Origin of the sequence: Streptomyces sp. NPDC102437 (assembly GCF_044765565.1) — a bacterium.
Lineage (GTDB): Bacteria > Actinomycetota > Actinomycetes > Streptomycetales > Streptomycetaceae > Streptomyces.
Window position 1 is genome coordinate 160,319 of the sequence record NZ_JBIWKI010000009.1, and the last position, 12,154, is coordinate 172,472.

The 12,154-nt window shown below is 74.0% G+C and carries 9 protein-coding genes; 3 read left to right on the forward strand and 6 right to left on the reverse strand.

Going from position 1 to position 12,154, the window contains the following annotated elements:
- The first annotated feature begins 16 nt into the window (after positions 1-16).
- Positions 17-2,614, forward strand: coding sequence for an ABC transporter permease (locus ACIRJP_RS14305; protein ID WP_404172655.1), 2,598 nt, complete (start codon positions 17-19; stop codon positions 2,612-2,614).
- Between the two features lie 19 nt (positions 2,615-2,633).
- Here the strand turns inward: ACIRJP_RS14305 and ACIRJP_RS14310 are convergent, their stop codons facing one another.
- From ACIRJP_RS14310 to ACIRJP_RS14335, 6 genes are all read right to left on the reverse strand, one after another.
- A complete protein-coding gene (locus ACIRJP_RS14310; protein WP_266729063.1) occupies positions 2,634-3,566 on the reverse strand; it encodes a LysR family transcriptional regulator in 933 nt (310 codons plus the stop codon).
- 59 nt (positions 3,567-3,625) lie between these two features.
- Positions 3,626-4,819, reverse strand: a complete 1,194-nt coding sequence (locus ACIRJP_RS14315) for a glycine C-acetyltransferase (protein WP_404172658.1) — start codon at positions 4,817-4,819, stop codon at positions 3,626-3,628.
- A 53-nt stretch (positions 4,820-4,872) separates the two neighbouring features.
- Positions 4,873-5,901, reverse strand: a complete 1,029-nt coding sequence (gene tdh, locus ACIRJP_RS14320) for an L-threonine 3-dehydrogenase (RefSeq protein ID WP_404172661.1) — start codon at positions 5,899-5,901, stop codon at positions 4,873-4,875.
- Positions 5,902-6,162: 261 nt separating this feature from the next.
- Entirely contained in the window at positions 6,163-6,705 is a 543-nt protein-coding gene (locus tag ACIRJP_RS14325) for an ABC transporter substrate-binding protein (RefSeq protein ID WP_404172664.1), read from the reverse strand.
- 279 nt (positions 6,706-6,984) lie between these two features.
- Positions 6,985-7,608 (reverse strand): GNAT family N-acetyltransferase, encoded by a 624-nt coding sequence (locus ACIRJP_RS14330; RefSeq protein WP_404172667.1) that lies wholly within the window; start codon positions 7,606-7,608, stop codon positions 6,985-6,987.
- Between the two features lie 150 nt (positions 7,609-7,758).
- Positions 7,759-8,643 carry a peptidase S1 gene (locus tag ACIRJP_RS14335; RefSeq protein ID WP_404172670.1) on the reverse strand — a complete coding sequence of 295 codons (885 nt, stop codon included), beginning with the start codon at positions 8,641-8,643 and terminating at the stop codon, positions 7,759-7,761.
- 376 nt (positions 8,644-9,019) lie between these two features.
- Here ACIRJP_RS14335 and ACIRJP_RS14340 point away from each other — a divergent pair, with 376 nt between their 5' ends.
- The gene (locus ACIRJP_RS14340) at positions 9,020-11,470 is read left to right on the forward strand and encodes a GTPase-associated protein 1-related protein (protein ID WP_404172673.1); all 2,451 of its coding nucleotides are present in this window, start codon (positions 9,020-9,022) and stop codon (positions 11,468-11,470) included.
- 170 nt (positions 11,471-11,640) lie between these two features.
- Positions 11,641-12,111: a hypothetical protein gene (locus ACIRJP_RS14345; protein WP_383720778.1), complete on the forward strand. Its 471-nt coding sequence runs from the start codon at positions 11,641-11,643 to the stop codon at positions 12,109-12,111.
- The last annotated feature ends 43 nt before the right edge of the window (positions 12,112-12,154 follow it).

Below are 12,154 nucleotides of genomic sequence, written 5' to 3' on the forward strand. Positions count from 1 at the left end.
AGGGGTGAGTGAAAGCATGGCACGGCCCGGGTCGGATGCGCGGGCCGGAGTCCGTCGGGCGTCGGCGTTCCTCGCCCGGCGTTCGCTGAAGGCCCATCGCCGGGCCTGGGGCGCGGTGTTCACGGCGACGGCGGCGGCAGCCGCGCTGATCGGGGCCTTCGCCCTCGTCGTGGGTTCGCTGCTGCTTGCGCAGCCGCCGGTGGAGCGTTACGCGGGGGCCGACGCGGTGGTGGCGGCCGATCAGCGGGTGACGTACACGGCGAAGCCGTGGGGCAGCCAGCCGCAGACCGCGACGGCGTATCTGCCCGAACGGGTAAGGATCGACCGCTCCTTGGTGGCGGAAGCGGCCGCCGTGCACGGCGTCGCGAAGGCCGTCGCGGACGATTCGGTGCCGGTGACCGTGGGCGGAGAGGGCGGCGCGACGGCGGGCACCGGCCGGTCCTGGGCGGCCGCCGCGCTCACCCCGTACCGGCTGTCGGAGGGCCGCGCGCCGAGGACCGCCACCGAGGTGGTCCTCGACGGCGCGCTGGCGGCGGCCACCGGGAGCAGGGTCGGTGGCCATGTGACATTGCAGGCGGACGGGGCTCCCCGGCGGTACACCGTGAGCGGGGTCGCAGGCACCGGTCACCGGGGCGGCTCCCCCGCCGTCTTCCTCACCGAGCGGCACCTCACCGCCCTGGCCGGACACCCCGGCACGGTCGACGCGATCGGCGTCCTCGCCGAGGAGGGCGTCTCCACAAACACGCTGCGGGCATCGCTTGAGAAGGCACTGCCCGACCGGGCCCGTGGCGACCGTGACGTCCGGGTGCTCACCGGCCCGGAGCGCGGGCAGGCCGAACACCCGGACGCGCTCGGCGCCCGCGGCGAACTGCTGCCGCTGCTGGCCTCGATCACGGGCACGGTCTTCATGGTGGCTCTCCTGGTGATCGCCACCACCGTCTCCCAGGCGGTCCACCAGCGCGCCGGTGAGCTGGCGCTGCTGCGTGCCGTGGGGGCGACACCGCGTCAGCTCAGGTCGGCGGTCGGCCGCGAGGTGAGCCGGGTGGCCGGGGCGGCGGCGGTGCTGGGCGGGGTCGCCGCGGTGCCGTTGGGGCTGCTGATGCGGTCGCTGCTGACGACGGACCCGCTGCCGCTGCCAATGCCGGTCTGGCTGCCGCTCGCCGCGAGCGCCGCGGCCGCTGTGCTCGTCGCGCTCGCCGGCCGGCCGGTGGCGGTCCTCGCGGCCAGGGGCGTCACCGGGCTGCGGCCCGCCGTCGCGCTGGGCGCGGCCCGTGCGCCCGAGCCGGGCGAGCCGGGGCGGGTGCGTACGGTCGCCGGGGCCGTGCTGGCCATGGGCGGCGTGAGCGCGGCCGGTGCGGCGACGGCGCAGGGCGGGCAGGCCGCCGCGGTGGCCGCGTCGGGTGCGGCCACCTCACTGATCATCGCGGTGGCGCTGCTCGGTCCGTGGATCGCCCGGGTGGCGACGCGGGTCCTCGGCACGCCGGTACGGCGCGCCGGCGGGGTCTCGGGGTTCCTCGCCGCCAGGTCCGCCGCCGCGCACCATCGGCGCCTGGGCGCGGCCATCACCCCGATCGTGCTGGTGGTGGCGTTCGTCTGCGTGCAGTTGTCGGCGGGCTCGACGCTGGAACGGGCCGCCGGCCGGCAGGCCGCCGCCGCGCTCCGGGCCGACCTGGTGGTGACGGGCCCGGCCGCCGGGCTGCCGGCCGGCGCGGTGCGCGCCGTGCGCGAGGCTCCCGGGGTGAAGGCGGCGACCGGTGTGCTGCGCTCCGGCGTCGTACTCGCCCACCGCGAGATGGGCGAGCCGAAGCTGGACCGGTTCCCCGTGCTGGGTGTGACGGCGGACCGGCTGTCCGGCACGCTCGACCCGCGCGTCACGGCGGGCGATCCGGCGGACCTCACCGGCAGGGGCACGGTGGCGGTCGGCGAGGACCGGGCGTCCGATCTCGGTGTCGGCGTCGGCGACTCGGTGGAGCTCCGTCTCGGCGACGGCACCGAGGTACGGCTACGGGTGGTGGCGCTCTACGAACGGGCCCTGGGACTCGGTGAGTTCATGCTGCCGCGCGAGGCACTGGCCGGACACGTATCGGTCCCGCGCGACCAGCGGATCCTGGTCAGCTCGGCGGACGCCGGGGCGGCCCCGGCCGTACGGCGCGCGCTCGCCGCGTACCCGGGTGTGCGCGTTCGGCCCGCGACGGCCGACGACGTGCGGATCGCACCGCCGTCCTCGGACCAGGACGACGCCATGATCATCATCGGGGTCGGGGTGATCGGCGGCTTCGCGCTGCTCGCGGTGGTGAGCACGCTGTCCCTGATCACGGTGGGCCGCCGCCCCGAGTTCCGCCTGCTGCGGACGGTCGGTGCGGGGCGCCGTCAGGTGCGGCGGATGCTGGTGCTGGAGACGGGGCTGGTGGCGGTGGTCGGGCTGGCCATCGGCACGCTGGTCGCGGCGGTCCCGCTGCTGGCGTTCGCGTTGTCCGTGACCGGTTCGGTGCCGTATCTGTCACCGGCCCGGTACGGGATGCTCGCGCTGGCCGTGACGGTGGCGGCTGGTGCGGGGGCGCTCGGGCCGGCCTGGTCCGGCGGCGGCCGGTCCGTACCCGGGCGGCGGACGTGAGGGCGGCCGCCCCGACGCGTCACGGCGACGCGGGCAGGGGCAGCGCCCCCTCCCGTGCCGCCGCCGCGGCCAGCGCGTCGAGCACCGGGGCGATCAGCGGATGCCCCTCCGCCCCGTGCCGCACCGCGGCGAAGACCCGGCGGGTCGGCGCGCTGCCCTCCACCGGCCGCACCACCACCCCGGTCAGCTCCATACCCAGCAGCGCCGACCGCGGCACCAACGCCACCCCGGCGCCCGCCCCCGCCAGCGCGACCACCGCGCGGAAGTCGTCCGAGGAGTGCTCCATCCTGGGCTGGAAGCCGGCGAACTCGCAGGACAGGACCACCACGTCGTGGCAGGGGTTGCCGGGGTACGGGCCGATCCACGCGTCCTTCTCCAGGTCCGCGATCGCCACCTGGTCCCGGCCGGCCAGCGGATGCCCGACCGGCAGCACCGCGTCGAACGGTTCGGAGTACAGGGGCACCCGGGTCAGCCGCCGGTCGTCCTCGTCCGGGGCACCCCGGTACTCGACGGCGACCGCCACATCGACCTGCCGGTCGAGCACCATCGGCACGCTCGCGTCGCCCTCGGCGTCCTGGACCCGGACTCGGATGCCGGGCGCGGTGCGGGTCAGTGCGGCGATCGCGGGGGCGAGGACCAGGCCGATGCCCGTGGCGAACGCGGCGACGGTGACTGTGCCCGCGTCCCCCGAGCTGTAGGCGGCGAGCTCCGCCTCGGCCCGTTCCAGCTGGGCCAGCACCGCGTTGGTGTGGGTCAGCAGGATCTCCCCGGCGGGTGTGAGCCGGGCGCCGCGCGCGCCCCGTTCGACGAGCCGGTGGCCGGTCTCCTGCTCCAGCGCGGCGAGCTGCTGGGAGACCGCGGAGGGGGTGAGATACAGCGCGGCGGCGGCTGCGGTCACCGTGCGGTGGTCGGCCACCGCACGGAGGATGCGCAGCCGCCGTGAATCGATCATGTGACCCATTGTCCCAGGTCATGGGTGGAACCCCACCTCCCGGCCGGGCCTCGGGTGTGCTACTCCCCCAGCGCGGCCCGCGCGTCGACGAACGCGTCGACGGCCCGGTTCACGTCCTGTGTGGAGTGCGCGGCGGAGAGCTGGACGCGGATGCGGGCCGCGCCCTGCGGGACCACCGGGTAGGAGAACCCGATCACGTACACACCGCGCTCCAGGAGGAGCTCCGCCATCCGGCCTGCCTTCGCCGCGTCCCCGATCATGACGGGGGCGATGGCGTGGTCGCCGGGCAGGATGTCGAAGCCCTCCTCGGTCATCCGGTTACGGAAGAGCGCGGTGTTGGCGTTGAGCTGCTCGCGCAGGTCGCCGGCGGCCTCCAGCAGGTCGAGGACCTTGAGCGAGGCGGCCGCGATGACCGGGGCGAGGGAGTTGGAGAAGAGGTACGGGCGGGAGCGCTGGCGCAGCAGCGCGACGATCTCGGCACGGGCCGCGACATACCCGCCGGACGCACCGCCCAGCGCCTTGCCGAGGGTGCCGGTGATGATGTCGACCCGGTCCATCACGTCGTGCAGCTCCGGTGTGCCACGGCCGCCGGGGCCGACGAAGCCGACGGCGTGCGAGTCGTCGACCATGACCATGGCGTCGTAGCGCTCGGCCAGGTCGCAGATCTCGCGCAGCGGCGCGACGTACCCGTCCATGGAGAACACGCCGTCGGTGACGACGAGCCTGCGCCGGGCGCCGGACGCCTCCTTGAGCTGCTTCTCCAGGTCCTCCATGTCGCGGTTGGCGTAGCGGAACCGCTTGGCCTTGGAGAGGCGGATGCCGTCGATGATGGAGGCGTGGTTGAGGGCGTCGGAGATGACCGCGTCCTCCGGGCCGAGGACGGTCTCGAAGACACCGCCGTTGGCGTCGAAGCAGGAGGAGTAGAGGATCGTGTCCTCCTGGCCGAGGAACGTGGAGAGCCGCTGCTCCAGTTCCTTGTGGACCTCCTGGGTGCCGCAGATGAAGCGGACCGAGGCCATGCCGTAGCCCCAGCGGTCCAGCGCCCGGTGGGCGGAGGCGATCACATCGGGGTGGTCGGCGAGGCCCAGGTAGTTGTTGGCGCAGAAGTTGAGCACCTCACCGGGGCGGCCGCCCGCGGTGACGGCGACCGACGCGGACTGCGGGGTGCCGATCACGCGCTCGGGCTTGTGCAGTCCGGCGGCCTCGATCTCTTCGAGGGTGGTGCGCATGTCGTCGCGTACGGAGTCGAACATGAGGGGTGTCTCCCGGCTCGATAGCTGGATACTCGATAGCTGGATACGGGTGGTCAGGAGGTCCAGTCGAGGATGACCTTGCCGCCGCGTCCGCTCGCCGCGTCGTCGAAGGCCGCCTCGAAGTCGCGGTAGCCGTACCGGCCGGTGATCACGGGGGCGAGATCGAGGCCCCCCTCCAGCAGCACGGACATGGCGTACCAGGTCTCGTACATCTCGCGGCCGTAGATGCCCTTCACGGTGATCATCGAGGTCACGATGCGGGCCCAGTCGACGGCGAACTCCTCGGACGGCAGTCCGAGCATGGCGATCCGGCCGCCGTGCGTCATGTTCGCGATCATGTCGCGCATCGCCTCGGGCCGGCCGGACATCTCCAGGCCGACGTCGAAGCCCTCGCGCAGTCCGAGGTGCTTCTGGCCGTCGGCGATGGTCTCCTCGGCGACGTTCAGGGCGAGGCTGACGCCGACCTTCCGGGCCAGCTCCAGGCGGGCCTCGCTGACGTCGGTGATGACGACGTTGCGGGCGCCCGCGTGCTTGGCGACGGCTGCGGCCATGATGCCGATCGGTCCGGCGCCGGTGATCAGTACGTCCTCGCCGACCAGCGGGAACGACAGCGCGGTGTGCACGGCGTTGCCGAACGGGTCGAAGATCGCGGCGATGTCGAGGTCGACGGGGACCCGGTGCACCCAGACGTTGGACGCGGGCAGGGCGACGTACTCGGCGAACGCCCCGTCCCGGCCGACGCCGAGCCCGAGCGTGGAACGGCACAGGTGGCGGCGGCCGGCCAGGCAGTTGCGGCACTTGCCGCACACCAGGTGGCCCTCGCCGCTGACCAGGTCGCCGACGTTGATGTCGACGACGTCGGCACCGGTCCGGGCGACCTCGCCGACGAACTCGTGGCCGAGCACGAGCGGGGTGCGTACGGCCTGCTGGGCCCAGCCGTCGTAGTCGCGGATGTGCAGGTCGGTGCCGCAGATACCGGTACGGAGGACCTTGATCAGTACGTCCGTGGGGCCGATCTCCGGCTCCGGCACGTCCATCAGCCAGAGTCCCGGCTCGGCCTTCTGCTTCACGAGTGCCTTCACGGCTGCGGCTCCCTGCGCTGGTGCGGCGTTGAGCACCCCGGGCCGGGGGCATGCCAGAGGAAGCCTGCGGCCCGGGGAGGATCGAGAGGGACGGGACACGTAGGCAGCGCGCGTCGATCGGCTGCCGCGCACCATCCTCGGCCGTCACGGAGAAATCTGCCGCACCCCGCGCCACAGGTCCATCGAGGTTTTCTTAAGCGCGCCCGAAGATCCGCTTCATGCCGTCGGCACGGTTCCCCCGTCCGGCGCGCGGGGCCCGGCTCAGACCTCGGTGTAGGGCCCCAGGAAGCGGGCCCGTCCGTTCTCGACCCGGTAGAGGTGGATCCCCGTCTCGTACCGCACCTGCCGGTTGGCGTAGAAGGACACTGTCCGGGTGATGCCCGGGTGGGTGGTCCGGAACAGGCGCTGGGCGATGCCTTCGCGTTCCGCTCCGGTGGCGCTGGTGTCGCGGGCCGCGTCGGCTGTCAGCCCGACCGCGTCGTACGCCTCGGCGGCCCAGCGGGCGGGGGCGCCGTCGCACTTCTTCCGGTGCGCAGCGGCGAACTCCTTCGCGGCGGGGGCCGCCGCGCCGACACAGGGCGAGACGAACTCCCAGCCCTCGGCGGCGTCCCCGGCGTCCTTCGGGAAGCGGGCGCCCATGGCCGTGTGCATGGCCATGCGGGGTCCTTCGTAGGGGGTGGCGGCGAGCGTCCGGGCGACGCGGGTGGCCCCGGCCTGGTCCCCGGCGTGGAAGGACGCGTCGCTGCCGTGCGCGGGCAGGTCGGCGACGACCGGGGTCGGGTCACGGGTTCCGCCGGGCACCACGCGCCGGAGCTCCCGGTGTCGTCGTCGCGCAGCCACTCGCGTACGGCGAAGACGCCGCCGCCCGCGACGGCCACCGCTCCGGCGCCCGCGAGGAGAAGCAGCCCGCGCCGGGCCGGTGCGGGGCGCGGGCGGCGGGTTCTCGGCCACCGTGGCGTCGATGCCGGGCAGAGCCAGGGTCGCGGCTGCCCGGTCGGGGATCAGCCGTACGACGTTCTCGGGCAGCCAGCCGATCGAGCCGTTCGGGGGGGGCGGCCGGTTCCCGCAAGAACTGTCGTTCCGTCAGAATCCTTCGGGTCGCGGGTCCTTGGCGAGCCGGGCGTGCAGATGCTCGTCGTGGTACTCGCCGTCGCCGAAGCGGTGGGAGTCGCGAAGGACGCCCTCGGGGAGGTAGCCGCAGCGGTCGGCCACCCGGCAGGACGCCGGGTTGCCGACGGCGTGGGCGATCTCGACACGGCGGGCGTCGGCGGTGTCGAAGCCCCAGTCCGTCACCGCCGCGACCGCCCTGGTCATGAGGCCCCGCCCACGGGCGGCGGGCGCCAGCCAGTATCCGGCCATCGCCAGCCCGTCCTCGCGGTCGACCCAGCGCAGGGCGACGCCGCCGAGCACCGCGTCGTCGGCGGCGTCCCGTATGGCGAAGGCGGCGACCGTACCGCGTTCCCACCCGGCGTCCCGCGCCTCCACCCAGGCGCGGGCGGCGTCCCGGTCGGTCGTCGCTATCGGGTTCCACAGGGCGATCGCCGGATCCGCTACGGCGGCCACCAACGCGTCCAGCACGGTCTCCGAATCGGCGTCCGCCCGGCTCCAGGGGCGCAGTACGGCGTCCACCAGATCGAACTCGGTGCGGATGAAGGTCTTGCGGTCGGCGGGGGCGGGGCCCGGGGCAGGGGCGGAGAGAGTACTCATGGCCCCATTTCTACTGAAGCACCAGAACTCTGACCAGCGATTTTCCCGGCCCGTCGGTGCCTACGCCCCCGAGCGGCACCGCACCGCACACCGAGGTCGGTACCGGTGCGCGGCGCGGCGGGCCTCACGGGGCCTGTGCCGGACGGCGGTTCAGGAGAGGGTCAGTTCCGTGACGTCGCCCGCTTCCAGGACCCAGGTCGCGCCGAGCCCGCCCTCCTTCACCCGCGCGTCGCCGTCGCCCTTGAGGACGCCGATGCGGTTGCCGGACAGGGCGATCTGAATGGCGTGGGTGTACTCGTGGACCCAGTTCGCACCGAGGCCGCCCTCCTTCACGTACGCGTCGCCGCTGTCCTTGAGGACGCCGACGCGGTTGCCCGACAGTTCGAGCTGGATGACGTCGTCGGCCTCGCGCACCCAGGCGGCGCTGAGGCCGCCTTCCTTCACCCAGGCGACACCGTTGCCGACGAGGACGCCGATGCGGTTGCCCGCCAGGTCGATGCCGATGGCGTTGTCGGACTCGCGCACCCAACTGGCGCTGAGGCCGCCCTCCTTCACCCAGGCGACACCGTCTCCGGTGATGACACCGATGCGCTTGCCGGAGAGTTCCAGTTCCTTGAGCTTGTCGGACTCCTTGACCCAGGTCGCGCCGAGGCCGCCCTCCTTCACGTACGCCTCGCCGTTGTCCTTGAGGACGCCGATGCGCTTGCCGGACAGGGCGATCTGCTTGACGTCGGTGGCCTCCTTGACCCAGGTGGCGCTCAGCCCGCCCTCCTTCACCCACGCGACGCCGTCACCGGTGAGGACGCCGATGCGCTTGCCGGAGAGAGCGACCTGCTTGACGTTCCCGGACTCCTTGACCCAGGTGGCACCGGGGCCGCCCTCTTTCACGTAGGCGTCGCCGTTGACCCGCAGGGTGCCGATGCGGTTGCCGCCGTCGCCGGAGACCGTGCCGGGCACCGCGCCGGCCGTGCTCGGACCCGCGAGACCGCCCAGCGCCAGAACGGCAGCGGCGGCAGAGAGAGATTTGAGATTCAACGGAGTGACTCCTGTACACAGAGGGACCCTTGGGACCGATGAGCTGTTCCCTCGGGGGATTGAGCAATCCGATGACGGTCAACGACCGGGGGCCCGTAGGGTGCGTGTGCCATTGGGGTGAGGGAGGCGCATTGAACGGGGCCTGCCGCGCACCGGGGCGCACGGGTCCGGCACGCTCCGGACGGAGGTCCGGGTGACCTTCCCGCGGGGTGCGTGCGGGGCGGCGCGCCTTGATAGCGTCGCTCCCGCGATTGCGGACCGCTCCCCGCCGGGGTCGTCGCTGCGCCCCGGACGTCCTGCCCTCGACGGGCGGTCCGCGGAGCGGGCGTGCTGACGCTACGGGGACGTTCGCGGCAAGGACGAAGAGGGCCGACGCATGAGCCTCGCGCAGTTGCACTACACCTCTGCCACCGCGGGGGACGACGGGGGTGGCGCGCGGTTCACGGCGGTCGGCGCCGGCATACCCACGCCGGTGCTGGCGGAGGCCGAGCAGCTCCTCGGGTACGAACCGCCCGCGGGAGCCCCGTACCACCCCACCGCGGGCGAACTCCGTTCGTTTCCCGAGGCGTTCAGCTTCAGTTCGCTGTCCGACGGCAGTCATCTGCTGAGCCGCACCGTGGCGCTCGGCGGCCCCGGCGCCGGCGGTTTCCACGCGCACGCGGTGCATCTTCCGGCCGGTACCCGGCTGCCGGGCGACGCGCTGCCGATCACGGCCTGGCGGTCGCCGAGCTGGGCCTCCGCCGCACCGGGGGGCCCCGCCCCCGGCCCCCTGTCCGCCCTGCCCGCCTCCGCCTCCTTCGGCCCCGAGGCGCTCAAGGACTTCGCGGTCTCCCGGAGCCCCTGGCTGGCGGCGGTCTTCGCCGATCTGCGCCGGGTGTGCGAGGAGCCGGCGTCCTCGCGGCTCGTTCTCGTGGAGCGGAGTTGTGCCGATGTGGCCCGGTGGATCGCCCTGGCCGGGTCCGTACTGCCGCCGGAGACCGCCCGGCGGCTGACCTTCACGACGTACACCCGACGCCCGGCCGACTCCCCGCACCAGGTCGTCGGGGTGCGGCCGGAGGACGCCCCCGCACCGGCCGGCCCGGACAACAGCCTCCTGGTGCGTGACTGCACCGGGGCACGCCCCGGGGAGACGGTGGGCGATGCCTGGGCGGAGAGCTGCGCCCGGATCTGGCGCAACCGGTCCCCGGAGCTGTTCCGGGTGGCGGCGGAGCTGCCCGGCGAGCCCTTCGCGGCCGGACCGCTCGCCGTGACGGCGCTCTGCGCCGGCGTACCGCTCGGTGCCGACGGGCGTGCCGCGGCGGCGCATTGGGCGGCCGAGCGCCCGTACGCGCTGGACGAGGAGCGGACACGACGGCTGACCGATGCGCTGACCGCCCCGGACCTCGACCGCACGGATGACGAACTCCGCGCCGTCGCAAGGCTGTTGACCGCTCTCGACGGACGGTCGGGCGACACCGTGACCGCGTCGCTCGGCGCTCTGCTGGTGACGGAGGCGGTACGTGGCGGCGGCGTCGCACTCGAACCGCCCGCGCGCTCGGTCTTCGCCGGACCGGCCGGGGAGCGTGCCGTCGCCGCACTCCTCACGGCTCTGGGCGACGACCTGTGTACCGAACTCGCCACCGGTACGCCCCTCGCGGCCCCCGCGGCCGTTGTTCCCGGACGGACCGTGGGGCGTGCGGTGCAGTTGCTGCGGATCGCGCGGCTGCTCGATGTGGACTGCGCCGAGTTGCTCCCCGATGTGGTGGCCCGGATGGCCCGGTCCCTGCTGGACGAAGGGGCGGGCGACTACGGGCCGGTGCTGCTCGACCTCCTGGACGAGCAGTTCGACGTCCGTACGGCGCTGCTCGGCGAGCTGGACCGGATCACCCCGCACGACCCGTCGGGGACGGAGCGGCTGCTGGCGGAGGTCGCGCTGCCGTTCACCGGAGCGCAGGCGCTGCCGCATCTGCGGATGTGCGCGGCGGCGCCGGAGGCCAGAGCGAGCGGCGGCGACGACCGGGTGAAGGTGCTGAACGCGGTGCTGCGTGCCGGTGGAATGTCACCTTTCACCGAGCCGCTGGTGCTGCGGACGGCGGTCGGTCTGGTCTGGGGCGACGGCGTCCCCACGGCGGGCGAGGCGCGGCTGCTGCTGGCCGGGAGCACGTCCGACGCGCATCGCACGGCCGGTACGTGGTCCGTGCTCGTCGCGGCGGCGCTCGGCGCCCCGGCCGACGACGCGGAGGCCCCCGAACTCGCCCATGATCTGCTGCGCGGCTTCCCGCAGGAGATCGACGCGCGGGCGCGCGGCGCGCTGCATCTCCTGGAGTTCGCGCGGGACGTCCGGTCGGGGGCGGCGGAGCCGGGCTGGGCGGAGCAGGCCAGGAAGCTGCGCGCCGGGGCGGAGCCGGTGGAGGCGGGCGTGCGCGAGCAGGCGTTCGGTGCCCTGGCCGGGCGGCTGCTCGACCCGGACCGGCCGGAGGCGGAGCTGTACGCGTTCGTCCACAGCGACGACCCTGATCTCATCGCGGCCTACGGCACCGCTGCCCGGCAGGACGCGGTGCTCGCCCGGCTGCGCTCCGACCCGGCCTATGTCGCGGACTGCTTCACCGTCTGGAGCTCCCACCCGCACGCGGGCCGCGCCTGGAGCGGGACCCGGGAAGCGCTGCTGGCGGAGGTGCTGCGTCCGGTGGTGCGCGGCCTGTCGGCCGGTGAGGTGGCTGCGGTGGAGGAGGCCGCCGAGCGTGCGGGCAGCAGCCGTACGGCGGAGGCGTTCCGGGCGTGGAACCGGCCGGACGGCTTGCGCAAGCGGCTCGGCAACAGGCTGGCGGCCCGCGTGCGCCGGTCGTGAACGGCATCCCCGGCGGTCGTGAACGGCATCCCCGGCGGTCGTGAACCTCGTCCCCGGCGGTCACGGGCGGGCCACGGAGGTCGTGGCCCGTCATGGGTGACCGGTACCGTGTGACATATCGATCTCTCGTGCGCTCCCGGCGGGCTGCGTGACACCCCCAGGAGGAACAGATGACGACGAACCGCGGACGCAAGGACGTCATCCGGGACCGGATGGCCGCGACCGGCGAGTCGTACAACGTTGCCGCCCGCAATCTGAAGGCCATGAAGGACATGGGCGCCACGCGTGAGGCCGTCCTCACCCAGCGCTGGCACCCCGCCGACACGCTCGACGTGCCGTGCCCCTGCGGCGGCACGTGCGAGCCCGGCGAGCGGTGCGAGCGCTGCCACGCGCTCCACCGTCACGTGGCGCGCTACCCCGGCAGTGTCACGGACGTGGAGACCTGGGCCGACCGCTACGACTGCATGGGCTGCGCGTCCTCGTACATCCTGACCGTGGTGCTGCCCGGACGGCCCTGGGGCGTCGCCGAGACGGTGATCCGGGGCGGCTCCGCCGAGCCGGTCGTGCAGGCCCGGGTGTTCCCGGGTGTCGCCCATCCGCTGCTGCGGCCGGAAGGCGCCGGGGACGAGACCGAGGACTGACCCCCGGCCTCGGCACCCGCCCCGGCCACCCCGAAGTCACCGG